The sequence below is a fragment of the candidate division WOR-3 bacterium genome (assembly GCA_039803545.1).
Lineage (GTDB): Bacteria > Hydrothermota > Hydrothermia > UBA1063 > UBA1063 > UBA1063.
On record JBDRYS010000004.1, the window covers coordinates 26,865 to 52,583 of the forward strand.

The 25,719-nt window shown below is 40.8% G+C and carries 27 protein-coding genes and 2 tRNA genes; 17 read left to right on the plus strand and 12 right to left on the minus strand.

Going from position 1 to position 25,719, the window contains the following annotated elements:
• Window positions 1-35: 35 nt before the first annotated feature.
• Window positions 36-662, minus strand: coding sequence for an MBL fold metallo-hydrolase (locus ABIM45_07690; GenBank protein ID MEO0239779.1), 627 nt, complete (start codon window positions 660-662; stop codon window positions 36-38).
• A gap of 35 nt (window positions 663-697) precedes the next feature.
• Here ABIM45_07690 and ABIM45_07695 point away from each other — a divergent pair, with 35 nt between their 5' ends.
• Together ABIM45_07695 and glyS are read left to right on the plus strand one after the other, a co-directional pair.
• Window positions 698-1,546 carry a glycine--tRNA ligase subunit alpha gene (locus tag ABIM45_07695; protein ID MEO0239780.1) on the plus strand — a complete coding sequence of 283 codons (849 nt, stop codon included), beginning with the start codon at window positions 698-700 and terminating at the stop codon, window positions 1,544-1,546.
• Window positions 1,539-3,635: a glycine--tRNA ligase subunit beta gene (glyS, locus tag ABIM45_07700; protein ID MEO0239781.1), complete on the plus strand. Its 2,097-nt coding sequence runs from the start codon at window positions 1,539-1,541 to the stop codon at window positions 3,633-3,635. Before ABIM45_07695 ends, glyS begins: the two co-directional genes overlap by 8 nt.
• Here glyS and ABIM45_07705 read toward each other — a convergent pair.
• Together ABIM45_07705 and ABIM45_07710 are read right to left on the minus strand one after the other, a co-directional pair.
• Window positions 3,607-3,786 carry a hypothetical protein gene (locus tag ABIM45_07705; protein ID MEO0239782.1) on the minus strand — a complete coding sequence of 60 codons (180 nt, stop codon included), beginning with the start codon at window positions 3,784-3,786 and terminating at the stop codon, window positions 3,607-3,609. The two genes, glyS and ABIM45_07705, sit on opposite strands and share 29 nt — an antisense overlap.
• Window positions 3,787-4,610: 824 nt before the next feature.
• Window positions 4,611-5,981 carry an MFS transporter gene (locus ABIM45_07710; protein MEO0239783.1) on the minus strand — a complete coding sequence of 457 codons (1,371 nt, stop codon included), beginning with the start codon at window positions 5,979-5,981 and terminating at the stop codon, window positions 4,611-4,613.
• A gap of 171 nt (window positions 5,982-6,152) precedes the next feature.
• On the opposite strand from ABIM45_07710, the gene ABIM45_07715 reads away from it, so the two are divergent.
• The 4 genes from ABIM45_07715 (at window position 6,153) to ABIM45_07730 (ending at window position 9,469) form a co-directional block, all read left to right on the plus strand.
• A complete protein-coding gene (locus ABIM45_07715; protein ID MEO0239784.1) occupies window positions 6,153-7,223 on the plus strand; it encodes a hypothetical protein in 1,071 nt (356 codons plus the stop codon).
• A gap of 173 nt (window positions 7,224-7,396) precedes the next feature.
• Entirely contained in the window at window positions 7,397-8,122 is a 726-nt protein-coding gene (gene rlmB, locus ABIM45_07720; protein ID MEO0239785.1) for a 23S rRNA (guanosine(2251)-2'-O)-methyltransferase RlmB, read from the plus strand.
• Complete coding sequence (locus ABIM45_07725) at window positions 8,115-9,095, plus strand: HD domain-containing protein (protein ID MEO0239786.1); 981 nt, start codon at window positions 8,115-8,117, stop codon at window positions 9,093-9,095. Before rlmB ends, ABIM45_07725 begins: the two co-directional genes overlap by 8 nt.
• Complete coding sequence (locus ABIM45_07730; GenBank protein MEO0239787.1) at window positions 9,092-9,469, plus strand: HEPN domain-containing protein; 378 nt, start codon at window positions 9,092-9,094, stop codon at window positions 9,467-9,469. Before ABIM45_07725 ends, ABIM45_07730 begins: the two co-directional genes overlap by 4 nt.
• Here ABIM45_07730 and ABIM45_07735 read toward each other — a convergent pair.
• The 6 genes from ABIM45_07735 to ABIM45_07760 all read right to left on the minus strand — a co-directional run bounded on the left by ABIM45_07735 (window position 9,456) and on the right by ABIM45_07760 (window position 13,687).
• On the minus strand, window positions 9,456-9,971 hold the full coding sequence (locus ABIM45_07735) for a hypothetical protein (GenBank protein MEO0239788.1): 516 nt from the start codon (window positions 9,969-9,971) through the stop codon (window positions 9,456-9,458). The genes ABIM45_07730 and ABIM45_07735 overlap by 14 nt on opposite strands.
• A complete protein-coding gene (locus tag ABIM45_07740) occupies window positions 9,968-10,543 on the minus strand; it encodes an RNA ligase family protein (protein ID MEO0239789.1) in 576 nt (191 codons plus the stop codon). Before ABIM45_07740 ends, ABIM45_07735 begins: the two co-directional genes overlap by 4 nt.
• Window positions 10,540-10,995, minus strand: a complete 456-nt coding sequence (locus ABIM45_07745; GenBank protein ID MEO0239790.1) for a peroxiredoxin — start codon at window positions 10,993-10,995, stop codon at window positions 10,540-10,542. Before ABIM45_07745 ends, ABIM45_07740 begins: the two co-directional genes overlap by 4 nt.
• A 155-nt stretch (window positions 10,996-11,150) precedes the next feature.
• Window positions 11,151-11,936, minus strand: a complete 786-nt coding sequence (locus tag ABIM45_07750) for an ABC-2 family transporter protein (GenBank protein MEO0239791.1) — start codon at window positions 11,934-11,936, stop codon at window positions 11,151-11,153.
• Between the two features lie 3 nt (window positions 11,937-11,939).
• Complete coding sequence (locus ABIM45_07755) at window positions 11,940-12,713, minus strand: ABC-2 family transporter protein (GenBank protein ID MEO0239792.1); 774 nt, start codon at window positions 12,711-12,713, stop codon at window positions 11,940-11,942.
• Window positions 12,710-13,687, minus strand: coding sequence for an ATP-binding cassette domain-containing protein (locus ABIM45_07760; protein ID MEO0239793.1), 978 nt, complete (start codon window positions 13,685-13,687; stop codon window positions 12,710-12,712). Before ABIM45_07760 ends, ABIM45_07755 begins: the two co-directional genes overlap by 4 nt.
• A 360-nt stretch (window positions 13,688-14,047) precedes the next feature.
• Between ABIM45_07760 and ABIM45_07765 the strand changes: the two genes are divergently transcribed.
• On the plus strand, window positions 14,048-15,379 hold the full coding sequence (locus tag ABIM45_07765) for an SLC13 family permease (protein MEO0239794.1): 1,332 nt from the start codon (window positions 14,048-14,050) through the stop codon (window positions 15,377-15,379).
• 37 nt (window positions 15,380-15,416) lie between these two features.
• On the opposite strand, the gene ABIM45_07770 is transcribed toward ABIM45_07765, so the two are convergent.
• The 3 genes from ABIM45_07770 to ABIM45_07780 form a co-directional block, all read right to left on the minus strand.
• Window positions 15,417-18,416: an AAA family ATPase gene (locus tag ABIM45_07770; protein ID MEO0239795.1), complete on the minus strand. Its 3,000-nt coding sequence runs from the start codon at window positions 18,414-18,416 to the stop codon at window positions 15,417-15,419.
• A gap of 353 nt (window positions 18,417-18,769) precedes the next feature.
• Window positions 18,770-19,012: a GIY-YIG nuclease family protein gene (locus ABIM45_07775; protein MEO0239796.1), complete on the minus strand. Its 243-nt coding sequence runs from the start codon at window positions 19,010-19,012 to the stop codon at window positions 18,770-18,772.
• A 13-nt stretch (window positions 19,013-19,025) separates the two neighbouring features.
• Window positions 19,026-19,101: transfer RNA gene (locus tag ABIM45_07780), tRNA-Asp, on the minus strand.
• A gap of 148 nt (window positions 19,102-19,249) precedes the next feature.
• Between ABIM45_07780 and ABIM45_07785 the strand changes: the two genes are divergently transcribed.
• The 10 genes from ABIM45_07785 (at window position 19,250) to glnA (ending at window position 25,719) form a co-directional block, all read left to right on the plus strand.
• A tRNA-Gln gene (locus tag ABIM45_07785) sits at window positions 19,250-19,321 on the plus strand.
• A 193-nt stretch (window positions 19,322-19,514) separates the two neighbouring features.
• Window positions 19,515-19,922 carry a metalloregulator ArsR/SmtB family transcription factor gene (locus ABIM45_07790; protein ID MEO0239797.1) on the plus strand — a complete coding sequence of 136 codons (408 nt, stop codon included), beginning with the start codon at window positions 19,515-19,517 and terminating at the stop codon, window positions 19,920-19,922.
• A complete protein-coding gene (locus ABIM45_07795; protein ID MEO0239798.1) occupies window positions 19,919-20,263 on the plus strand; it encodes a 4Fe-4S dicluster domain-containing protein in 345 nt (114 codons plus the stop codon). Before ABIM45_07790 ends, ABIM45_07795 begins: the two co-directional genes overlap by 4 nt.
• Window positions 20,264-20,273: 10 nt before the next feature.
• Window positions 20,274-20,705 (plus strand): putative zinc-binding protein, encoded by a 432-nt coding sequence (locus ABIM45_07800; protein MEO0239799.1) that lies wholly within the window; start codon window positions 20,274-20,276, stop codon window positions 20,703-20,705.
• Between the two features lie 264 nt (window positions 20,706-20,969).
• The gene (locus tag ABIM45_07805) at window positions 20,970-21,395 is read left to right on the plus strand and encodes a permease (protein ID MEO0239800.1); all 426 of its coding nucleotides are present in this window, start codon (window positions 20,970-20,972) and stop codon (window positions 21,393-21,395) included.
• Window position 21,396: 1 nt separating this feature from the next.
• Window positions 21,397-21,816, plus strand: a complete 420-nt coding sequence (locus tag ABIM45_07810) for a permease (GenBank protein ID MEO0239801.1) — start codon at window positions 21,397-21,399, stop codon at window positions 21,814-21,816.
• A 14-nt stretch (window positions 21,817-21,830) separates the two neighbouring features.
• Window positions 21,831-22,010 (plus strand): thioredoxin family protein, encoded by a 180-nt coding sequence (locus ABIM45_07815; protein ID MEO0239802.1) that lies wholly within the window; start codon window positions 21,831-21,833, stop codon window positions 22,008-22,010.
• A gap of 165 nt (window positions 22,011-22,175) precedes the next feature.
• On the plus strand, window positions 22,176-23,588 hold the full coding sequence (locus tag ABIM45_07820) for an N-acetylmuramoyl-L-alanine amidase (protein MEO0239803.1): 1,413 nt from the start codon (window positions 22,176-22,178) through the stop codon (window positions 23,586-23,588).
• A complete protein-coding gene (murI, locus tag ABIM45_07825; protein ID MEO0239804.1) occupies window positions 23,569-24,372 on the plus strand; it encodes a glutamate racemase in 804 nt (267 codons plus the stop codon). Before ABIM45_07820 ends, murI begins: the two co-directional genes overlap by 20 nt.
• Window positions 24,373-24,381: 9 nt before the next feature.
• A complete protein-coding gene (gene glnA, locus ABIM45_07830; GenBank protein ID MEO0239805.1) occupies window positions 24,382-25,719 on the plus strand; it encodes a type I glutamate--ammonia ligase in 1,338 nt (445 codons plus the stop codon).

Consider the following 25,719-nt stretch of genomic DNA (forward strand, 5'->3'; position numbering starts at 1 on the left):
GCCCTGTAGTAACCTTTGGGCTCTTGATTGAATTGTCAAAATCTTAAGAAGGGGTTTTTCTTTTTTACAATAGCCATTTTTGCACTTGCCATATGTCCGGGATGGACTATGATGTCTTCCTCAAGGGATACCAATTTTTTAAGAGATGCTTGCATTTTCATGGGTTCGCTTTCAGGAAAGTCGGTTCTTCCGATGGAATCAACGAAAAGGGTGTCTCCGGAAAAGAGATAGTCACTGGTTAGGATACATATTGAGCCCTTGGTATGCCCTGGAGTTTCGATTACTTTAAGGGAAAAGGGGCCGATGAAAAGAGATTTTTCTTTATCAATCAATGTGGGTTTTCCTTCAAAAGAAAAAGGTATGCCAAAGAAAGCGGAGTGGTTTTTAATGGGATCTAAAAGCATTGGATAGTCAAATTCGTGAATATAAACTGGAATGCTGAATTTTTTTGAATAGTAGTCCACTCCCATGATGTGGTCAAAGTGGCCGTGGGTAAGCAGGATCGCCGTAAGGGTGATTTTTTCTTCCTCAATGAACTTTTCAATTTTGGTGGCTTCCGTTCCAGGGTCAATCATTACCGCATATCTTGACGAGGTTTCATATAGGATATAACAATTGGTGCTTAGAGGCCCTACTACGAATTTTTTAACCTCGATTTTCATTGCGAGAACTTGGTTTAGAAATTATAATTTAAATCATGCTTACGTTCCAGGATTTGATTTTGAAGCTATCTCGCTACTACGCAGATCTCGGTTGTGTTATAGGGCAGCCTTACAATTCTGAGGTTGGTGCGGGAACTTTCAATCCTTTAACTTTTCTAAAGTCTCTCGGGAAGAAACCCTGGAAGGTCGCCTATGTTGAAGTGACGAGGCGTCCCAAGGATGGAAGGTACGCTGAAAATCCCAATAGAGTCCAACAGTATCACCAGTTTCAGGTTATTTTAAAGCCTGCGCCGGAAAACCCTCAGGAAATTTACCTGAATTCTTTGAAATACATTGGCATAGATATTGAAAAACACGATATAAGGTTTGTTGAGGATGATTGGGAGTCTCCTACCCTTGGTGCCTGGGGCCTTGGCTGGGAGGTGTGGCTGGATGGTCTCGAAATAACTCAATTTACCTATTTCCAGCAGGTTGGAGGAATAGACCTCGATGTGATCCCCGTTGAGCTTACCTATGGATTAGAGCGCATTGCTATGTACATTCAAAAGGTAGATTCAATTTTTGACCTTGTATGGGCACCGGGGGTGACCTGGGGCGACATTTATAAAAGGTTCGAATACGAATTTTCAGTTTACAACTATGAAAAAAGTGACAGCAAGTTGCTTATGGAACTTTTCAGGAAGTTTGAAAAAGACGCAGAACAGCTCCTCAAGGAAGGATTGCTCTATCCCGGTTACGATTTTGTGATAAAGTTGTCCCACATTTTTAATTTACTCGATGCACGGGGAGCCATTTCCCCATCAGAAAGACAGGCCTATATTTTGAGGATTAGAAACCTGGCACGATTGGCAGCGAAAGTCTATCTGGAGGCGGAGAATGAGTGAATTTTTGCTGGAGATCGGCGTTGAAGAGATACCCGCCTTTGATGTTTACGACATTGCTGAACAACTACGGAGAATTTTTGAAAACTTTTTAGAGGAGAACCGGATAAAGTTTGGTGAGCTTAAAATATTTTTTACACCGCGCAGGTTTGCGATTTATATTAAAGGTTTGAGTGATTTTCAGGATACATGGGAGTCAGAAGTTACTGGACCACCGGCGAAGGTGTGTTTTGACGAGGAAGGTAAGCCAACGAAGGCTTTGACTGGTTTTCTTGAAAGTAGAAACCTCAGGCTGGAAGATGTTTATGTTGAGGAGACTAAAAAGGGCAAATATGTAAAGGCGAAAATCAAAGAGGGTGGAAAACCAGTAAAGGATCTGCTTTCCCAATTTTTACCTGATGTTCTCAGTAAGGTGAAGGTGCGGAAATCGATGCGATGGGATGGAGACTTCCGATTCTTGAGGCCTGTAAGATGGATTTTATGCCTGTACAATAGTGAAGTGATGGATGTGGAGATTGCTGGTATTAAGGCCTCGAGAGCCACCTATGGCAACAGGGTTAAGGGGAATCTTCTGCTTGAGGTTAAAGACCCTTCAGATTATTTGGATCTTTTGAGAAAGAACTTCGTTTATGCAGACCCTGATGAAAGAAAACAAATCATTCTTGAGAAGATACACAAGATATGCTCAGAAAAGGGTCTTAAATGGCAGGAAGATCACGAACTTTTAGATGAGGTTGTGAATTTGGTTGAGTATCCGGGTGTTATTCTGGGAAGTTTCCCTGAAAGGTATTTGGATTTACCAGAGTCAGTCATTATCACTGCAATGAAACAGCATCAGCGTTACTTTGCCGTGAGAAGGGCGGATGGCAAGCTGGCTAACTACTTCATTACTACTATTAACAATACTGAGGATTATGAACCGGAGATAAGACCGAATCATGAAAAGGTTCTTAAAGCGAGGCTTGAGGATGCGGAGTTTTATATGCACGAGGACTTAAAGATACCACTCGAGGATAGAATCGAAGAACTTAAAAAGGTAGTCTTTCTGGAAGGAATAGGTACGGTATATGATAAGATTTTGAGGGTTGAAAAACTCTGTCAATTTTTACTTCCAAATTTTGTTGACGTTGACAGCGAATTGTTGTTTAAAGCGTTGAAACTCTGCAAAGTTGATCTCACGACGTTGATGATTAAAGATGGGAAGGAGTTTACAAAGCTTGGAGGGATTATAGGAATGGAGTATGCTCTAAGACAAGGAAAAGATGAGAAGCTTTCTCGTATTATTTACGACCATATCCTGCCAAGGTTCCCCGGTGATGAGCTTCCGCAGACCATAGAGGGTGCAATTATAAGCCTTTCTGATAAGGTAGATACTTTGATGGCTTTCTTGAAGGCAGGTGCCGAGATTTCTGCTTCTCAGGATCCCTTTGGGTTAAGGAGGACCCTATACTCGATTTTTGAGCTGGTAAAGGAAAAGAAGCTGAGATTTAATTTTGTCCATCTTCTTGAAAAAGCTGCCCTTGAGCTTGGCATTCCGACGGAGAAACTTCAGGAGTTCCTGAACTGGGCATGGGCAAGGCTCGAGAGTTATTTAGAGGAGAAGGAGGGCATCCGCTACGACATAGTGGATTGCGTAGTTTACGCCAACAAAGGTGATCTCTGGGATGTGATTCAGAGGGCAAGGGTTTTGAACAGCTATTACCTTGAGAATAGAAAGGAATTTGAGGAAGTGGTAATTGGTCAAAAGAGGGCAAATAACATCCTGGCGGGTGTTGGAAACCTGCCCCCCATCGATGAGTCTCTGTTCGAAAAGGATGAAGAAAGGAATCTCCACAAAGTGCTGAGGGAGAGTGAACCTTTGGTAAAAAAGGCTTTGGATGAGGAAAGGTATGAAGATGCCCTCAGGATTTTGAGAAGCTTAAAACCTTATATCGATCTTTTCTTTGATAAGGTCTTTGTAATGGTAAATGATGAGAAGATTAGAAATAATCGCCTTTCACTCCTTTATGAGCTGAGGGAGTGCTTCAGACACTACGGTGATTTTTCAAAAATAGTAGTCCAGGTTAATCAATCTCCTCACCAAGCTTCTTAAGGATACTTTTAAAAATTTCCTTCTCCTGTCTTAGTTTTTCTTTGAATTCACTATCGTCAGCCTTTCTAATTTCTGCCCTCAGCTCAAGAACTCTCTCTTTGAGGAGGTCTTTCAGGGCTTCAACTTCCTGTTGTGTAAGTTCGAGGTTCATATTATTACCTCCTGTTTTGTTTTAATTTTAAGCCATGGGGCTCATATGTGCATATGGAGGTTTCTTTGAAAAGTCAAGTTTTAACTATTCTTTGTATGAGGTCAAGCATTTTGTAGTTTAATATGTAATCGATTTCTTCCATTGCCCTTAGAAGATTTTCTTTCTGAAGTTGCACTCTACAACTAAAACAGGTTTATTGCCTTTGTACAAAACAATATCATGGGTTTTCCCTTTGCTATTACCTGTGATAGGCTTATATAATGAGAAATTTGGGTCATTGTTTGCGACAGTAAATTGTTGTCCTGTGAGGGTTTTAATCTTTTGCTGGCACATTTTTTCGAAGATTTCTCCGCTTCTCAGGGTCAAAAATGTTTGTTTTGTTGTCTTTCGCTCTCTCAGCGATTAACATAGGGATTACTTTGGCTGTTTCGGGATATTCCGTGAGAAGTTCTTTGAGATGGTCTTTTCTTTTTCCGATGGAATTTGTGTTAAAGAGTTTAGGAGTGAAAGCTCATTTTTGCGCTTTCTTTGGATTTGGAAATTTCCTCTTCTTTTTCGGGCTTTCTTATGACAAATAGGTGCTCGTAAGCTTTTATTTACTTGAGGTATTCTTCTAATGTTAATTCTATCACTTCAACCTTTTGAAATTTAAGTTTTGCCGTTCAAAAACATTTTTCACTATCGGCTGTAAGTGTAAGGTGTCACTTTTGTTTATTCAAATGTGGTCTTATTGTGTAAAAAGTTCGCAAGGGACATTTTGAAAGGACTTCCTATGTGATGAGAGCGGCAAGCCAATAATAGCTTTAATTTACATCCTGAGTTTTTCAGCTTCTTGGATTCCCTATTTTGTAAGAAATTTGGAAAAGTAGGCTGTCAATGGGGGCAAGGAGGGTTTTTCTAATCCTTTTAAAATCGAGTTTTTCAACCTTTTTCACTTCCTTAATCGAGGGTAGTATTATGAGCGCCACCAAGAATCTCAGAATTCCAGATAATAGGAAGACCTGGATGATGTTTCCCGCAGGCACCGTTTTCAACATATTGTAGGACGCGAGGTAACCACCAATGGTTGCGCCCACGAACACACTCAGAGAGTTTAGAATGTTGTAATAAGTGACGCAGATGGCAATTTTTTGGCGGGTTACTGCGTCATAAATGAAGTTGGAAGAGGCAATATTGAAGCCTGCCCAGAGGGTTCCAGAAAAGGCTTCAATGAAAAAAAGGAAGTAGAAGGCGGTGTTTTTATTCATCAGTGAGGTTGAAGCCCAAATCAGAGGAATTAAGGGTATTAAAAATCCTGTTATTTTTAAAACTTTTAGATTTCCATACTTATCACCGAGCCTTCCCCAATAGGGCATCGTGAGCAGGCTGGTAATTGAAGAGGCAAGGCTTACCAAGGTAAACTTTGAATAGGAAAGCCCAAGATGTTTTAACATGTAAACTGCAAAGAATGGACCTGCAATTGCAACCGAAAACATAAAGAGGTTCACAAAGGCGGTGAATCTTCCGAAATTGCTGTGTGGCATCAATCTTACGAACTCCCACAGTGTAAAATAGTAAGACTTGTGGGATTTAAAAGGTGGCTCATGTTGAAGCTTTAAAAGGTAGGCGGAAGTAAAACGGGCAACCATTGCCACTGTGAAGATAACTACAAATCCAATAAAGGGGTTTATTTTCTTGAAAAGGTCCAGGAGAAAACCAGCGATTAACATCGAGGTAAGGCTTGCGAATCCTACTATTCGATTCCTTTTTCCAAAATAAGAGCCAAGGGACTTTTCATCAACGAGGTCCTTCATCCACGAACTCCAGGCAGGTGCAAAGATGCTTCCCGCAGCAACAAGGAGTGTGTAAGCGAAGATTAAAGTCAAGGGTATTGCCGGTGATTTTTTGTTAAATACAAAATATATAAAGGCAAGAGATATGATGAGAATCCAGGTTAAGGCCTGGGAAAAGGCGCCCCAAAAGGAGAGTTGTTTACGAGAAATTTTTTCGCCAAGGATTTTGAGGCTTAAAAATTGGATAAGGGCAGAGGCTATTTGCGGAATTGAAGTCAAAAATCCTACGATTTTATTGTTGGCACCGAGAAGGAGGGCATAAGGGGTAATGTACCTGAGCCCCATGCCTTCCATTATGGAGTAGGCAACCCCTTCAAAAATGCTTATTTTTAATGGATCTCTTTTCTTCGTCTTCTCTTCCATTGTCTATTAAATTGTAATTTAATTTGTTCGGATTGCGAAAAAGTCACATGTTCGAGGGCTTGGATGCGAAATCAGATTCACCTTCGTGCACCAATAGTTTTAAGACAGGTCATATTATTTAACCTTGCCATAACGAGATTACCGCATGATAATTAGGACGGTGGTGATATTATGAATCGTTTAGTCCTTTGTTTCTTAGTTATTGCATCCCTCCTTAATGCCCAGGAAGCCCTTAGTGTGTCAGAGCCTCAAGATACCACGCTGAAGCAATACTTTCAAAAGGTCGACAAGCCTGTGAAGAGGGTCTTCCAATTTTCAGTACCCAAGCCCGGAAATGTAGTCGTTGGCGTTGCAGAGGATGGTACCATCTATCCTCTATTTTTCGAAAGGGTGGCCATAAGAGAGAAAAAATCGGGCTCTACCTACCATATTCTTGGTCAAACTATCCTCGGTTTTGGAGTCTACTCCTGGTCTTTGCCGATGACCTTTAACCTGACAGGAAGAACTGCGGGAGTCGTTGGCCTCTTAACTCCCTTTGGGTTCTTTACTTATGGGATGCTCACTGCAAAATCTAAATCATTGCCAGAAGCGGTAGCTGGATTCCTTGGTGGAGGAATGGGAGCTGTCCATGGTTATCTGCTGTTAAGCGACACAAAGGGAATTTTCCCCGTGAGCCTTACGGAAAATCTACTGGATCAGTACCTTGCTAAGGGCATGAAAGTGAGTAATGGAGTCGTTATGAGAAAGGCATTGAACAGTGGTAACGCCTTTTATGAAGCCAACATGCTCAGTAACATAATCCGTGATAGAGGATTGCAGGATAAGGAGTGGAGAGTAGCTACCCTTTACTCTGTGATAAAGGGTTACGGGATGATGTATTTGGATAGGAATGATTATAGAGCTACCGAAGGTGATGTTATTTTTGAGGGGAAATTACAACTTTTAGGTGCAGAATTTTTACCTCTGATTCTTTATGACCAAGATCTGGGAAGGCTTAAAGCCTTTGCATCTCTGGCAGGATACGTTCCTATGTACCTTTATTCGAGGAAGCTTTCTAAGATGTTTGACCTTGGATTTGGTGAGTCTCTGGTGATTTTATTCTCTCCTGCTCTTGCCTCCACCGTTGTTGGAGGAATTGCCCTTCTGATAAACAATGAGACCCTAAATAAGCAACTCCCTCGGCTTTATCCTATTGTAGATCTGGCTCTGACCTACTATCTTTACAAGCGTTTTAAGGATTGAAGCACAGGATAAAGGCTCTATCGAACTAACTACTGGGTCTTTTGAATAAATTTAGCCAGAATTAGTTATTTGAAAGTTCAGTAAATTTTGCGCACCTTTTATTTTTAACTTATCCAAAAATGTTGATTGTTCCGTCATTGAATTGTTCACGCCCTTAACACTATACTTTTTCAATGTATATCATTGGGAAAAATCCAGTTTTGGAACTGCTTAAATCCGATCCCCAGAAGGTGGAAAAGGTTTTCATTGCCAAAAGAGCTCACATTCCAGAACCTCTACTGGACCTTTTAGGAAATGCTGCCTTTCCTGTAGTTCACGTTGAGAAGGAGAAACTTGATAGGATGGCGGGAAATAAAAACCACCAGGGAATTATTGCGGTGGTGAGAGAGGTGGAATTTACCAATCCTGTGGATCTTTTGAATGAGTTAATTGAAAGGCGCGGAGTTTTGGTAACCCTTGATGAAGTTCAGGATCCACAAAATCTGGGGAATATTTTGAGGAGTGCCGAAGCCCTTGGGGCAGTCGGCATGGTGGTTCCTGCTTTGAGATCTTCTGGATTTACCGAAAGCGCAGTAAAAGCCTCTGCTGGTGCAGTTTTTCATTTAAAAATCGGTACCGTCACAAACCTAAGGAACTTTCTTTTGAAGGCTAAGGAAATGGGGGTATGGATATACTCCTTGGAGGTAGGTGGTATTAGCCTCTATGACGCGACTTACAATTTTCCCATGATCCTCATAGCGGGGGGTGAGGATAAAGGTGTAGGGAAAAGCATACTAAGTATTAGCGATGTCGTTGTATCTATTCCAATGTTTGGAAAAATAAATTCTTTAAATGTGGCTTCCAGTGTCGCCATTGCCCTTTCATGGATAAGTAGAGTGAGGGGGAAAGAGAATGGTTAAAACCATTTTTGTTAAAGATTTGCCCAATTTAATAGGGAACGAGGTGGATGACCTTTTTCAGATTAAAGATTTGCAGGACAAAAGTGGCAAGGAAGGGCAGGCCTTCCTCGAACTTACTATCGCTGATGTCTCTGGTACACTTACAGCGAGGATCTTTGACGATGTAGAGGTTTTAAGGGGAAAGATAGAGCGTGGCAGGGTTCACAGGCTCAGGATGCAGGTTTATCAGTTTTCAAATCAGTTGGGTATCAAGGTACTGGATGTTGAACGGGTTGAGGACTACGACATAAGGCATTTCGTACCTTCCAGCAGCGTAGATCCAGCGAAACTGGAAGAGGATTTGAAGAGTTTTATCAGGAAAATTAACAATCCTCAATTAAAAACCCTCCTCAAGAGAATATTTGTGGATGATGAGGAGTTTAGGAAGAAATTTTTACTGGCACCGGCAGCCAGATATTATCATCACAACTTCATTGGAGGACTTGCCGAACATACCCTTCAAATTGCAAGGGTTGCCGAGGCCATTTCTGTATTATATGACGTAGTCGATAAAGACCTTTTGATTGCAGGTGCTCTCCTTCACGATATCGGTAAGGTTTATGAAATGGAATATACGCCAGATATCGACTACACCGACGAGGGAAGACTTTTCGGCCACCTCATTATCGGTTATGAAATCGTAAGCAAGAAGATACACGAAATCGAAGTTGTAAATAGGTTTCCCGCAGATCTTCGGATGAAAATTTTACATATGATCCTTTCCCACCACGGTGAGCTTCAGTTTGGTTCACCGGTAAGACCACTGTTTCTTGAGGCACAGATACTACATTTTCTGGATGACCTCGACGCAAAGGCAGAGATGTTTAAGAAGGCTTCTGATCTGAGGAGTGAAAGTAATACAAGGTGGAGCGAATTTTCAAAGCCTCTTGGCAGGTCTGTTTTTCTTGGTGAGTTGGAGGAGGAACAGAAATGAAGGAGATCTGGCTTGAAAGCGCCATGGAAAGTTTAAATAAGGCAAAGAAGATGCTTTACATTGGTGATTACAAAAATGCCTGCATCAATTCAAGGATATCGGCGACTAAGGCAATCTACTCGGCCCTTATAGGCGTGGATGATATTAAATACAGGGACGAAATTGTAACACTTTATGAAATTTACAAACTACACAATGGTAAGGATGAGGAAATTGAAGAGGCTGTGTTTTTCCTTTCCAGGTTTATCCTTTATGAGGATATTATAACCCCTTTCCTTGCAGAAAAATGGGAGGGATTACCTACCAAGGAAGATGCAGAAAAGGCTGTAAGCTTAGCCGAAAGATTGGTGAAGAAATTTTCTAATCCTCAGTAGAGACCATCTCACTCCACTTTTGGGCTAAAAGGTCGCGTCTTGGCTTGTAGACTGTTTCGTAAAAATATCTCTGGGAGAGTAGTACACCTTTATCGTAGCTTTTAACAATTTCAAGGGCTTCTTGGAAGGCCTTATCAAACTTTCCACCAAACCTGCTTTCAATTTGCCTTTTGAAGGCCTCAGGTGTTTGTATTTCGTTTCCAATTATAAAGAAGGGCCTACCCTCTATCTCAACAGAGTAGGCCTGTTCGTCACCGAGGGAGAAGATTTTGAACTTTTCCTGCAATTCTTTAATCTTCTCCTTGGGGATGCCCTTTATCTGTTCAAAGGTTGGTTTTAGGGGAAATTCTTCTCCCTTTACCGTTTTAAAACCTCTTTTAGCTGCAGCATAGAAAATGGCCCTATTAAGGCCAAAAGACTTGGCTGAATCGAGAGGCAGGCCAAGGACATAAGCCCTTGCAGCCTGCAACGTTGCCATTACTTGAAATCTTCCCACTTTCATTTTACCTTCCTCCAGAAAATTGTCGCAATGGGTCCATCTTTTCCAATTTCATATGGGGAATAGAGCATCTTAAGTACTATTCCCTCATAACCCTTTTTCTTTTCTTCGAGAAGGTGAGTCTTAACGTCGCTAACGAGCTTTTTATATGGCATTAAGTAGAAAGGTTCTTTAAGATTGAGGTTCTCAAGGAATAGTTTCCTATCTTTTAAGGGCAGCATAAAAACCTTTTCACCATTAAGATAAAGGACGTCAAAAACCATTATTACGGGTCTTACATCTGGGTTTTTCTTGAAAAGAGAGGGGATAAATCTCCTGCCCTTTTCTGAATATAGCTCCGCATCGAGGATAGTATTATCGGGAATGTGCCTTAAAAAATCGGAAAGATAATTGAGTTTATCGGTCCAATTAGGACTCTTTTCCAGTCTTCTTCCCCAGAATTGAATTTTTCCGTTGGCTTTTAAGATCTGGAGTCGCCACCCATCGACCTTGGGTTCCACGATCCAATCCCCCTCAAGGGTCTCGCCCATGTAGGGGATTGGTTGCATAAGCCAGACCGGCTTAAGTTCCATCATGTTCCTTTTATAAACTTAAATATCTCCTCAAGGTCTGGCAATTCTTTTATTTCATAAACCTTTACGAAAATGGCCTTTCCTTCTTCATCTACAATAATGTTTGCCCTTTCAGAAAACCCTTCATTTTCTCGGAATATTCCGAGTAACTTTGCTACGCCACCATGTGGCCACAAGTCTGATAGGATTCTCAGTTTTTTAAGACCGAGCTCCCTTGCCCAGGCATGTTTGGATGGCACAGGGTCAACACTTATTCCGACGGGGATTACATTTAATTTTACAAACTCATCGTATTTCTGCTCGAGGGCTTTCATCTGTTCACTACAAATCTTAGTAAAGGCCAAGGGATGGAAGGATAAGAGGACCTTTTTCCCTTTTTGGGAACCTAAATTAAAGGTTTCCCCATGCTGATCTTTAAGGGTAAAGTCTGGTACTATGTCTCCAATTTTTGTCATATTGCCTCCTTAGGAAAATTTTAATGTAGATATGGGAAATTGTAAAGTAGGAAAAAGAGCGAAAAGAACCATATCGCAAAAGAAATATTACGGAATTTAGATAAGGCTGAGGGCACTTTTAGGAAATTAAAGTTGTTACTGGCCATAGTTATCTTTCAAATTTCATATGTACCTGCTCCCTGGTAGGCTTTGAAAGCGAGAGGGAAAAGGAGGCGTATTAGAAAAAGCTGAACTGAGAGCAGAGCAATTTGAAGTATTATTAAGTTGTATTCCCCTCTTAATATGAGCACTGGAAAGTTTGTCACAAGTAAAATCGGTATTACGTATAGAAGCAACTTTTGAATGATTAAAGGAAATATTTTGTACGGGTACTTTCCGTAGTCCGCTATGTCGTAGATGATCCATGTAAGAGCAGGGAGGTTAACGTATTTGAAAGAGAGGAGACCTAATAAAAAGTGGAGGAATGAGTATATTAAAAAGGATAGAATCACTGATACAAGCCAGAGGAGAAGGCTTAATATACCAGGGAATCCGTAAGCATTAAGGCCGAGGCAGAAGATAAATATTGATGGGATTACACTAAACAAAGAGGGGATATCTGCAAATCGGAAAAGTATTATAATTGGAGTGGAAAGGGGTTTTGTCAGGTAAAAATCGAGACTTCCTCTTCTTACAAGATGTGAGATAGATCCTGAACCATAACCACAGAAGGTGCTGAAGAGTCCAAATATGATTCCTGCTGTTCCAACGAGCATTTGTAGAGATGGGCCGTTCCATCCCCCTATGCTATTTGCGAAGGTAAAGACAATTTTGTAGAAAATTATGTAAACAATAACCCAGGATACTTTGCCAAGAAATTCGAGGAAGAAAGAAGTTCTAAAAATTGTGAGGTTTCTGAACCTTATCTTAAGTTGAGTAAGAATGAACTTAAGCTCCTTCATAAGTTATCCTCCAAAGGCTTCATATCGTTTTAATCCCTTAGTCCAGAGTATTTGAACGAGAAGTCCAAAGAATAGGATGTAAGAAATGCAAATAATTAGTTCCTGCGCAACGTTGTTTAGTGCCCCTATGAAAGCTTTTGCAGGGGTGAAGTAGATATATTTAAAAGGCAAATATTGAAGCAATTTTGGAAGCAAGTCCACGGGGATAATTGCACCGCCTAAGAGTCCGAGGGTCATCCCGTAAATCTCGTAGACCCCGAAAGGATCACCCACAAAGAAAGCGGTAAGGGATAGAGATAACCCAAGAAGAAGACTGAGGATGTAACCGAGGGACAAAAAGAGAAAGCCTAAAAGAATGTTTTCAGGAGTGGGAACTATAAAGTAATTTTTGAGAAAGAGGATTACTGGAACCGCTGAGATGATGAAAAAGGTAGCCCATGTGATTGTTCCTCCTGTTGTAAGTGCTATCCAGGATTTCAAAAAATTTACGGGTTTTGAGAGGAAATGAATAATAACACCAGATTTGATTTGCTCAACTAATTCGTAGGAACCGGTCGAAGGCATTGTTGAATAGGTTAAAAGAACCCAGAAGTAGTATGTAAAGAGCTGCTTAAAATTGTAGTTACCGAGTTGAAAGTTTCCTGTATAAAGCAGTTTGAAGAAAAAGAAATACCCAAGGAGGGGCAAGAAAAACATCGTAGTCTGGAGTATTACGTTTGCCCTCCATCTAAATAGTTCTTTTATGCTCACAACAGCAAAGGAAAGGTATTTTTTCATAAACTACCCTCTGTGTATATTTTTCTTATAAGCGACTCCAAGGGTGGGTCTTCGATTTGGACATCTTCTACTCCCTCCAGATTGTTAAGGGTTTGAATAATTTCTGGTATCTTGCTTCGAGGCACTTCTGCTACTAAGCATTCATCTTCATACTCGAATCCAGACAATTGGATTTTTTGATAGGGATTGCTAATCCTTACTCTTATCTGTTTTGTGTCCCCCATGGATTCCTTAATTTTTCCTTTGTCTCCGTCGTAAATTATTCTTCCCTTATTTATAATGACAACCCTCTTTCCAAGCTCTTCTAAATCCCTTATGTAGTGGCTTGTTATAAGAACCGTGGCACCTGTTTCTCTATTGTAGGCCTTTATAAAATCCCATAGATTTTTCTGGGATAACAGGTCAAGTCCAATGGTGGGTTCATCAAGAAAAATATATTCTGGATAGTGAAGGATAGCTCCGATGAGTTCCACCTTTGTTCTTTCGCCGAGGGATAATTTTCTGAGAGGCTTGTTTATGATTTCTTCCGCTTCCAGAAGTTCGGTTAATTTTTTTATTCTCTTTTTGAAAGTATTTCTATCAATTCCGTAGATTTCCCTTATCAGTTCGTATCCCTCCCGGGGTTCAATATCCCAGATTATGGTAGATAGAAATCCTCTTTGCCCTGTGAAAAGGGCTATCTTTTCGAGCAACTTTTTATCTCTTCTGTATGGGATGAACCCATCGATCGTTACAGAGCCTGAGTCAGGATAGAGCACGCCAGAAAGGATTTTTACAAAGGTCGTTTTTCCGGCCCCATTGGGTCCAATTAAACCAACCATTTCGCCCTTAGATATTGAAAGGTTGATCCCATCAAGGGCTATTACTTTTTCGTATTTTCTACTTAAAAGAGATTTAATCGAACCCCAGAGGCCGGCTTGAACCTGTTCAATTTTGAAACTTTTCTTTAAATTGTAAACTTGTATTCCTTGCATCGATACCTCCTTGGAAGCATTATGGAGAACGGAAGGCAGAGTTTTTTAAGCTTTTAGTCTCATGACACAACCTCGATGGCTGAAATATTACTACAGAGTTTACGTAATGTCAACCCCGTATTTGTGTCAAAATTTTAGCTCAGGTACATGAAAAAGTTTAAGGTGGCCAATAGAGTTGAAGCTAAATTGTAAAAATGTAGGGCTTTTTTGGATGTTGCTTGCATATTTTTTAAATGTGATGTGAATTTTTTCTGTGTTGCGAAGTATTCGAGGGTTTGCAACCATGAGGACAACGGGCATATTGGTCAAAACCCCCTGCTTTAGTTTTTAGATACGCGTTTTTGTCTTTAAAATTTTAAAATGAATCTTACAGCTTTTATCTTTTTTGTTACGTACCTTCTTATCCTGGTTTTCAGAAGGTACCAGCTATTGGTAGTGTGGACAGGGGTTTTGACGCTTCTACTTTTAAGACTGGTTCCACTTAAATACGCACTATCTTCAATAAATCCAAATGTCCTGGCGATTTTTATCGCTACAAGCCTCATTACTGCGTTGCTTTATGAAGTTGGGTTTATAGACTATGTAGCCACCCATACCATTAATTTAATTGCGAGAAAGACGAAAGACCCTCTTAAGCTCAGGCTCTTTGTAATGCTTGCCCTTGTTGCCGTTGCTGGCATCATTTCAAGCTTTATGGAAAATGTTGCAACGATTATGCTTCTTTATCCTGTCGGTCTTGAAGTTAGCAGGAAACTCAAGGTTAATCCCTCTTATCTTCTGATTGGCATGTCAGTAGCTACGAACCTTGAGGGGTCTGCAACGCTAATAGGGGATTCCCCTTCCATCCTCACTGCGCTCTTTGCTAATATGGACTTCTTTGACTTTTTCTTTTTAAAGGCAATGAAGTATAGACCTTCACTATTTTTTGCAGTCCAATTGGGATTTGCCTTTGGACTTTTTGTCTTATACCTTATTTTTAAGGGTAACCTTAAAGGAGTTAAACACAGTGAAGTCAGGGAGGTAGTTAGGGAAAAACGTCTAAGGTCACGAACACCAATCTTTATCTTTGCAGGATACGTCTTAACTTTGGTTTTTAGCTCTTTCATTGAAAATAAGCCCGCCAATTATATTGTTTATATATGCGGATTCTTCATTGTAGTGTCTGTGGTGTGGACTCTTGCGTTTTTCAACAGAAGGGTAGAAGAGGAGATAGACCTCTTAAAACATATTGATTTCCAGACCTTCTTTTTCCTGATTGCAATCTTTATTCTTGTTGGTTCTTTGAGTTACAGTGGGTTTATAAACAGCCTTGCTAATTGGTTCATCGCAATTTCAAAGCGCTTAGGTTCAAATCCGGTACTTGTTGGATATATTTTGATTGTTGCAGTTTCAATGGTTGTTTCTGCCTTTGTAGATAATATACCTTATACGATGGCTATGCTTCCCGTTGCAAAATTAATGGCGGACTCTTTGGGAGTAAACATGTATCTATTTATTTTTGGAATGCTACTTGGCACTACCATAGGCGGTAATATAACGCCTATCGGTTCCCTTTCTAACGTTACTGTACTTGGGGTACTGAAGAGAAATAATTTTGACCATAGCTTCTGGACCTTTGCTAAAATAGGCCTGCCCTTTACCCTTGTTACCTTAGCTGTTAGTAGTGGGTTTGTTTATTTGATTTATCGGTAAAAAAGAAGGGGCGGGAGCTACCCGCCCCTTTTCGTTCTTAGTCTTCTTTGTCCGCTTTCTTGATTTCGAATTCGTTTCCAGCGGCGTCAATTAGTATGGTGTCGCCCTCCTTAAATTCGTTTTTCAAAAGCATACTGGAGAGCCTGTTTTCAATTTCTTTCTGTATAAGTCTCTTTAAAGGCCTTGCACCCATGGTGGCATCGAATCCCTTCCTTGCAATGAGAGCTCTGGCAGCGTCACTGAGTCTTAATTTAATATTCCTTTCTGCCAGTCTCTTTCTAAGGTTGTCGATGAGAATATCCACGATTGAAAGTATCTGATCCCATTTTAATGGATGGAAGACCACGATTTCGTCAATTCTGTTGAGAAATTCTGGTCTAAAGTATCTGTGTACGCTTTCAAGCACCAGTTCCTTAGCTTTATTAAAGTCTTCTTCAAACTCCTTCTCCAGTTGTTCTCTTTCTTTTTTGAGCCTTTCTAATTCCTTTTTGTAATACTCTTCATCTATGAGGTTTTCCTTCTTCTTTTCTTCGAGGGCCTGCATTTCAGAGAGGATTTTTTCATATCTTGAGTTGAACTTAGAGGAAACTTCCCTAAGGTATTCGCTTCCAATGTTGGAAGTCATTATTATTACAGTATTTCTGAAGGATACGGTTCTACCCTGAGAGTCTGTAAGGCGACCGTCATCAAATACCTGCAAGAAGAGGTCAAATACCCTTGGATGAGCCTTTTCGATTTCGTCAAGGAGAATCACAGAATAGGGTTTTCTTCTAACTGCTTCAGTGAGTTTGCCACCCTCTTCATATCCTACATAGCCCGGAGGAGCACCTATGAGTTTCGCAATGGAGTGTTCTTCTTTGAATTCTGACATATCAAGTCTTATCAGTGCATCCTCGTTTCCAAAGAGAAATTCCGCGAGGGTTTTAGCAAGTTCTGTCTTTCCAACGCCAGTGGGTCCGAGGAAGAGGAAGGTTCCAAGAGGTCTTCTTGGATCGGATATTCCAGCTCTTGCTCTCCTTATGGACTCTGATACTGCTGCTATAGCTTCATCCTGTGCTACTACTCTTCTGTGGAGATAGCTTTCCATGTTTAACAGTTTGTCTTTTTCTTCTTCCATCATCTTGGATACAGGTATGCCTGTCCAACGAGAAATTACTTCTGCCACATCTTCCTGAGTAACGACGGGTTTTTCTGTTTCCTTTTGTTGAGACTTAGCCTTCTGGAGTTCCTTTTTCAGTTTCTTCAATTCGTCTATAACCTTTTCCCATTCTTCTATTTTCCCTTCTTTATCTAGTTTTTCGGCCTTCTCTTCAAGTTCTTTTATTTTGGCCTCCAGAGAGTCAATCTTGCTTTTATCAGCAGTTTCAGCCTTAGATTTAATTGACTTTCTGGCACAGGCTTGGTCGAGGGCATCTATGGCTTTGTCAGGAAGATGTCTATCCTGCACGTATCTGTGAGAAAGTTTTACAGCAGCCTCTATGGCTTCGTCGGAAATTTGGACCCGATGGTGCTCTTCATATTTCGGTTTTAGACCTTTCAGAATTTGGATAGTACTCTCAATATCGGGTTCTTCAACCCAGATGGGCTGGAATCGTCTTTCAAGGGCTGGGTCTTTTTCAATGTATTTTCTATACTCTTCAGGAGTTGTCGCACCAATAACCTGGAACTCTCCACGGGCGAGAGCAGGCTTTAGAATATTTCCTGCGTCCATTGCTCCTTCTGCTCTTCCTGCACCAACGATATTGTGGATTTCGTCAATGAACAATATTACGTTCCCCACCTCTTTTACACCGTTTATTACATTCTTAAGCCTTTCTTCGAAGTCGCCTCTGTACCTTGTTCCTGCAAGAAGCCCAGCCATATCAAGTTGTAAAATTCTCTTGTTTTTGAGCTGTTCCGGGACCTCACCCTTTACGATTTTTTGAGCAAGCCCCTCAACAATGGCAGTTTTTCCAACTCCTGCTTTACCTACTAAGACAGGGTTGTTTTTCTGCCTTCTGGAAAGGACTTCTATCATTTGCTCGATTTCCTGCTCCCTTCCAATAACAGGATCGAGTTTTCCTTCCTTCGCAAGTTTGGTCAAATCGACCGTGTATTTTTCAAGGTCTGGTTTTTCAATTTCACTCAATTCACTTTTAACATCCTTCATATTTTCCCTCCTAATATTTTGTAGTGATTGTAGCAGTTGTGAGAGATAAAATCCTCCCACACTGGAAGTGTTGTTTTTAAGAGCATCGATGATGCCGGAAACGGTGATTTCGCCTTCTCTTTCCGCATCTTTGAGAATCTTTTCGAGATAAAGGGAATTTTTGACTTCTTCAGCTTTTCCAGTGATATCGTATTTAACCCTGTAAATGATTCTGCGGGAGTCGATTCCATTGTGGTAGAGGTCTATAAGGGTGGAGAGCATTCTATCTTCCATATCTGCAAGGTCGTATATGACTTTATTTGTGGAATCTTCATCTAAGGAATGTTGTCTGCAGACTTCGCGTACTTTATTGACAAAAGACCTTGGTACCCGGATCGTCTCTTCGCGCATTACCCAATTTCCTGTGGATTCTGAAGGGAAGAATTCTTCAAATATGTCTGAGAATAGATCTTCAAAGAGTGAGAATGTTCTTGATCTTGTAGGTACCCATCTTCTTACCCTTACTGTAGCAAAATCCCTTTCCCTTTCGCCTTTGGCCTCTTTTTCCAGTTGGGTGGTGAGGTGATCGAGGAAGGCTTCGACTATTGATTTGCTAAATGTTGCTCCATGTCTTTCTGTTAATTCTTCTTTTTTCGTAATAAGCGCCTCTTTGAAGGAGTCGGTAATTTTTGAGATCTGATTCTGTAGATTGGAGATAATCTTTTCGATCTCCCTTTCGGCAGCATCAGGATTTACCTCATGTTCTAAGAGCCATTTTCTAAAGGGATTGTCTTCTTTAACTTTAAACAGCGCGAGCAGAAGGTGATCCGTGTCGACTACGAAGTCTTTCCGTTCCTCCGCTAACGCTTTTGCAAAATTTAAAATTTCTTTTACCCTTTTGTTTTCCATTTCAACCTCCTACGAGTGTTTTTTGAAATTATAGTAAATTGGTATGAATTGTAAAGGGTTCATGAGTACGAATTTAGTATGATGATAGATCACTTTTGCGGGCATTTAACAATAACGGTTGGTTATAGACCCAAAGAATTTGGATTTACTTTTTAAAAGATGAGCTCGATATGCCACTAATATGACGTTTCAAACGTTCCTAAAGGTTATTAGTGTGACCTATGTAGAATTTACCTGTGGATAGGCTTTGGATGAGGTAGACGAAGAACGGCATAAAAAAAGAAACACGGGGCCGACGAGATTTGAACTCGCGACCTTCCCCCGTGACGGGGGACGTTCTAAACCAGGCTGAACTATGTCAAGATTTCTTTGAGCACTTCTTCTCGCTTTAAGCGTTTAAGCTTACGCTCGAAGCCCATAGCTTCTACACGGGTTTGGAATGTTTTGAAGCCTATAAGCTTCCAGGGGCCTTTGTTTTTGGTGTACTTTGATCTACCTTCGTTATGGCGTCTAAGGCGGTCTTCAAGGTTATTAGTATGACCTATGTAGAATTTACCTGTGGATAGGCTTTGGATGAGGTAGACGAAGAACGGCATAAAAAAAGAAACACGGGGCCGACGAGATTTGAACTCGCGACCTCCGGCGTGACAGGCCGGCGTTCTAAACCAGGCTGAACTACGGCCCCGTGTTTAAGTAATATAATTATAATACACCCACTTTGGATTTTCAACTTTTGCAATTTTTTAGGAGACAGTTTATTGTGTTAATGAGTAGTAGATATGAAACCAAATTGTGGCTTTTACGTCTTTTTCCCTTTAAAATTATTACACTACTGGGGCGTCGTCCAACTGGCAGGACACAGGATTTTGGATCCTGCAATCGTGGTTCGAATCCACGCGCCCCAGTAAATTTTTTGTCGGATGAAATCATTTTATTGCCCCCTAAATAGCTAAAACTTTAAGATGATCTCTAATAGTTCGAATTTATAATAGTTTCATCCTCTCGTGATCGCCACCCACTACAAGTCTGTTTCCTGGCCTAAGTGCGCGAGATAAGTAAATTGTTGACTATTCATTTGTTATATGTTAATATTTACATATGCGCAAATATGCAGACATATTAAAAATACTCGGTGATCCAAAGAGGCTTAAGCTGTTCACCATTCTCGTCAAAAGTGGCGAGAGGTTTTATGTTTGTGAACTTGCTGATGCTATCGAAGATACCCATTACAATACTTCAAGAAACCTAAACGAGCTTCGGAAAGTTGGACTTGTGGAAGAGCAAAAGGTTGGGCGAGGTGTAATGTACTTCATTCCAGAATTAACGGACCCGTTTATAAAGGCTCTAATTGATTTAGTTAAAGGCATTCCGGATGAACTTATTTCTCGGGAAGTAGAGCTTTTGAAAAAGAGAGTATCCTTCCGCGGAGAAAATCAAACGTGTGTTTTTAAAATTGATCATGATTGGAAGTCAAAAAATTTAGAGGATAAGGAGGAGAAATTATGAGCCAAGGAAGTAAGCTGGATCCTAAATTTGCTACCTGGAAAGGCGTTCCAAGGGAGGAAATTGAATGGTTTCCAACGATTGACCATGAGAAATGTGTTGGATGTGGAATGTGCGTTGTGTCTTGTGGAAGAAATGTTTTTGATTACGATCCCGTAAGAAGAAAGGCTATTGTTGCAAGACCATTAAATTGCATGGTGGGTTGTACTTCTTGTGAAGTATGGTGTATTTACGGTGCAATTTCTTTTCCTGATAAAAATATCGTTAAGGAAATCATCAGGAAAAGGCAGGTACTGGTTAGGGTGAAAAAAGAGCTTGAAGAAAAGCTTGGAAAAAATAGTTAAGGAGGGGAAAATGGATGTAGAAGAAAAGAAGTGGAACCTCTTACCAGGATGCCACAAAGAGGCAGAGAATTTGGACATAATTTTCGCCTGTGATGGGGCAGCCAGTGTCGGACAAGTTGCAAACTATGTCGCCATTGATCTTACCAACAGAAACATAGGTGCGAGGATGTGCTGCACTGCAGCCATAGGGGCAGGTTCTGAGACCCACATCAATATTGCAAAACGGGCAAAGAGGGTTATCGTGATCAATGGATGCGCTTCAAGGTGCGTTTCCATAATCTTTGAGAAACTCGGGATAAAGGTTGACTTTGAATTTGTTATTCAAGATTTGGGTGTGAAGAAGATACCCACTCTGGATATTGATGATGAAGAAGCTAAAAGAATTGCGGACGAGATTGCAGAAAAGGTTGGATACGGAGATAACGGGAATTTGACCAGGTAAAAGTTAGTTTTTTATAGAAATCGAGGTGAGAAATTTATAACTAAAAAGGAGGAGGGTAAAGGAGTTTGTTTTAAAGCTTTTGGAAGGTGGTTTTTATGCGATAAATGATTATATTGCAAAATATACTATCATATGCCTTGTTCCTGCCTTTTTCCTTGCAGGAGCGATGGTAACCTTTATTAATAAAAATAAGGTATTGCAATATCTGGGTTCTACATCTAAAAAGCCCTTGCGTACATCCTTGCCATTGTTGGGAGTTTCCTAATTGCGGCATGTTCCTGTACCGTGATTCCCGTCGCAAGTGGACTTTATTTTGCGGGCGCGACTATTGGCGTTTCCTTTATTATTCTTTGGGTTGCCCCAGCTTCGAACGTACTTGCCCTCGCTTACACGGGGTCTATCCTTGGAGCGAAAATGGCTGGAGTTAGGGTACTTGCGGCTGTACTTGTGGCAGTAATAGTGGGGCTGATTATGGACCTTATCTTTGGAAGGGAAGTACGAGATTTTCCTCAGGCACCGAAGCACTTGGAAAGTGAGCCCATTGTGTCCTTTAAGCATCTGGTTTTGATGATTCTTGTGCTGTTGTCTCTCCTTATGCCTAATTACCTTGTCAGGACGGGAGCGTATATTTACAAGGTATTAGTGTTTCTGGGATTTGCATTGGTTAGTTGTGGTTTATTCAATTTTTAGCTTGAAGCACGAAGAGGTGAAAACTTGGCTTTCAGAGACCTGGTGGTTCGTAAAAATCATATTTCCGCTCATGCTCCTTGGCGTTTTTATTGTGGGTGTAGTTGGTGTTCTGTTACCTCAAGAACTGGTCACTAAACTTGTAGGAAAAAATGATATTGTTTCCTCTTTCTTTGCCACGATGTTTGGCTCCATTTCCTATTTCGCAACGATGACAGAGGCTCCTTTTGTAGATAAATTGATGAAACTTGGAATGGCAAAAGGACCAGCCCTCGCACTTTTGCTAACGGGCCCCGGTCTTTCTCTTCCAAACTGGATTGCCATTGCAAGGGTTTTTGGGTTGAAGAAGGCCTTAGTTTATGTCCCTTTAATAGTCATACTTGGGACGATATTAGGTGTTGTTTTCGGAAATTACATTTTATAAAAAGGAGGGAAAAGATGAGACAGATATTAATCCTTGGCTCAGGGTGTCCAAAATGTAAGGCTCTCGAAAAGGTTTTTAGAGATGCAGTAGCCCAACTTGGTGATCATTTTGAAGTGGTTCACATTTATGATCCCAGAGAGTTCGCTAAGTATGGGGTTATAATAACCCCGGCTGCGGTTATAGCGGTAAAGTAGTGGTAGCTGGAAGGGTACCAGGGCTCTCAGAAGCGGTTGAGATTCTTAAAGCTCACATTGGTTAGAGACTGATTTTTAAGTTTTCTGCTGGGGGGCAGGGCTTCGCCCTGCCCCCCCCAGAAATTTCTCATTGTAAATACTCAGATCTTTCTTTAAAATATAGCAGTGTTAAGGTTTTTTTTGCAAATTTTATTGACCTTTGAGACGGTAAAATTCAACCCCCTCAATGTTGGTGGTTTTGATTTTATTCCTTACAACGATATTGTTAATTTTCTTAGATGCAATTCTTTTGCGTCGGATTCTGTTATCGAACTTTATTACGGTCCTAAAAGGGCCAAATTAAACATCGAAAGGAAAAAGGCCTGGCTTGGAAAGGACACGATTCCCCTTGAGAATGTTTATATTGACAACAGCAATGTCTTCCTTGATGCAGAGACCTGGGCATATATTTTAACGTGGTTTTCCGAGGCCCAGACTTACTACTGGGATTATCAAAACAAGCGGTATATTGTCTCAAAGTACCCCCCGAGTGTTAAGAATTTTATTCTTGATGGTGATTCGTTAAGGATCGATTATAACAAAGACCTTTCTCCCTTAGTTTTTCAGAGCGGTGATACAGTGTACATTTTTATTAAAAGCGGCTTTTATAGCGGTTTGGCAAGCAAAAAGGTGTATGGGGATTTCGTTAAAATTGTTCGAATAAGGCACACCTCGGAAGGGGTTACCTTTCTTGTTACCTTAAATGATGGTGTTAAGTATTCCATCTCCAAAAGGCCCATGTCCTTAGTTTTGACTTTTCAGGGGACTCCGAGGGCGGAGGTTAGTCCCCCTCAGGCTCCTGCCCCTTCTGAAACACCACAGACCTTTCAGCCTGAAAAAGTGTATGAAAGAAAAATTAGAGTTGTAGTTGTGGACCCTGGACATGGGGGACATGACCCCGGGGCAGTGGCCAATGGAGTTAGAGAAAAAGATGTCGTTTTAGAGATTGCAAAGCTTGTGAAGAAGAAGTTAGAGAAGATTGGAATTAAGGCGGTTCTGACGAGAGATGGTGACTATTTTGTTACCTTAGGTGAGAGGGCTCGCATTGCTCAAAAGTATAAGGCAGATCTTTTCGTCTCGATTCACTGCAACTATGCGCCAGGAAGTAGTAGAGCCCGTGGAATTGAAACCTATTTCCTTTCTGAAGCAAGGACGGATTGGGAAAGGTCCGTCGCTGCTTTCGAAAACTCGGTAATTAAATACGAGGTGGGTAAGAAGGCTGATAATGGTGACATTTTGACTATGATTTTGGGTGATATGGCGCAGTATGAATTTTTGAAGGAATCACAGGACCTTGCTTATTTTGTCCAGGAGTCACTGGTGAATCTCGGTGAAAGTATTGATAGGGGAGTCAAACAAGCTGGATTTTATGTTTTACAGGGAGTTTATGCACCTTCAATACTTATTGAAACCGGTTTTTTAACCAATAGGGATGAGGCAAGAAAGTTAAGGGATTCCAGATATCAGGGAAAGATTGCGGATGCCATCGTTGACGGCATCATAAAATTCAAAATTGCCTATGAACGAAGCAATAAATGAAAAACCAATTGGGGTGTTTGATTCCGGTATTGGTGGTCTAACGGTAGTGAGAGAATTAAGAAGACTTTTACCGAGCGAAGATATCGTTTATCTTGGTGATTCCGCGAGGGTGCCTTACGGAAATAAATCTGCTGAGACTATAAAAAAGTTCGGATTTCAAGATGCGAGCTTTCTTGTTAAAATGGGCGTTAAGCTTATTGTTGTAGCGTGCAATACAGTCTCAAGTGTGGCATTGGAGTATTTAAGGGAGACCTTTAAAGATGTTCCGTTTTTTGGTGTCGTCGAGCCGGGTGTGAAGGTAGCGGTAGAAAAGTCAAAAATTAAAAAAGTCGGAGTAATTGGAACGATTGCCACAATAAAGAGTGAGGCTCATAAGAAACTTTTTCCATCAGGTTTTGAAGTTATTGGTAAACCCTGCCCTCTTTTTGTGCCTCTTGCTGAGGAAGGGATAATCTCTGGACCTATCGCAAAAAGTGTTGCTGAGTTTTATCTTGCAGAAATCAAGGAAAAAGTTGATACGGTTATACTTGGTTGTACCCATTATCCTGTTTTGAAGTCTACTATTAAAGAGGTTCTTGGAGACCAAATAGAGCTTGTTGACCCTGCTGAAGAAGTTGCGAAGGAGGTTTACAATTATTTAAAGCTCAATGCTCTTTTGAATAGAGCGGGTGGAAATTTGGATATTTATTTAACTGACATTCCACCCCACTATGAGAGTCTTATAAGTAGGTTTCTTGGTGAAAGGGCAAACAATATAAGAAAGGTTGACATTGAAAACCTTTAAGGAGGGATAATGGAGATAAGGGAAATCCAGGATTTGATTGAAAAGAATGAGATCAAGGTCGTTGACCTCTGGTTTCACTGCATCCTTGGCAGGTTAAGGCATGTCAGTATAGAACCTACGTACTTTTTGAAGGGGTTTACTAAAGGAATTGGGATTGATGGTTCCAGCGTACCCGGATACGCAGAAGTTCACAATTCAGACATGAGGTTAATCCCGGACCTGGATAGTGCTTTTCTTGACCCTGTGAGGGAAGGGGTTCTTGTAGTTTATTCAAACCTTTATTATTCCGATACCCATGAGCCTTATCCAATTTATCCACGGAATGTACTGCGTAAAACCCTTGAGCTCGTTAAAAAACTTGGTGTGGCTGAGGAAGTTTACATCTTGCCCGAGTTTGAATTTTATGTATTTAAGGAGGTTGATTTTGACGAAACAGGTTACTATGTCGAATTTGTGGAAGAAAAAAGGTTAAAATCAAGCTACCATATTGCTGAACCCTATGACGCCTTTTTTGAGCTAAGGACAGAGATAGTGCAGCGCCTCAAACAGGCAGGGATCAAGGTAAAATACCATCATCATGAGGTGGGGGGCTATGGTCAAAATGAGGTTGAGCTGACCTTCGGTAATGCCCTTAGGGTCTGTGATCAGGTCGAAACTACGAAGTTTGTGATTAAAAGCGTGGCAGAAAAGTATGGCTTTAAGGCTACCTTTATGCCCAAGCCTCTTTTCAATGAGGCAGGCAATGGTTTTCATTTTCATATGTATTTAGCTAAAAATGGTGAATCTATTTTCTATGGAAACGAGAAAAACCTCGGCCTAAGCGAAACAGCCCTTTATTTCATCGGCGGACTCTTAAAACATGCAAGGGCTGTAAGTGCCTTTGTTAACCCTTCTACGAATTCGTATAAGAGACTTTATTCAGGTTTTGAAGCACCTGTAGCAATTACCTACGCTTTAGCTAACAGGACTGCAGCGATTAGAATTCCAGGTTATGCAAAGGGTAAGGATGTGGACATTGAGTACAGGCCACCGGATGCAACAATGAATACTTATCTTGGCGTCGCTGCGATCATTCTTGCGGGTTTAGATGGAATCAAAAATAAAATTGACCCCGGTGAGCCCTTTGAAGGAAAAGTAGATATGGAATCCGTTAAATCAGGTAAGGTAAGGCTGCTTCCTTCTAACTTAAAGGAAGCCCTGGATTCCCTTAGAGAAGACCACGAATTTTTGACAGCGGATGGGGTTTTCACGGAAGACTTGATTAACAAGTGGATAGATTTGAAGATGGAAGAATACAACAGGGTTAATCTGTTACCTCATCCACAGGAATATGTGGATTATTTCTAA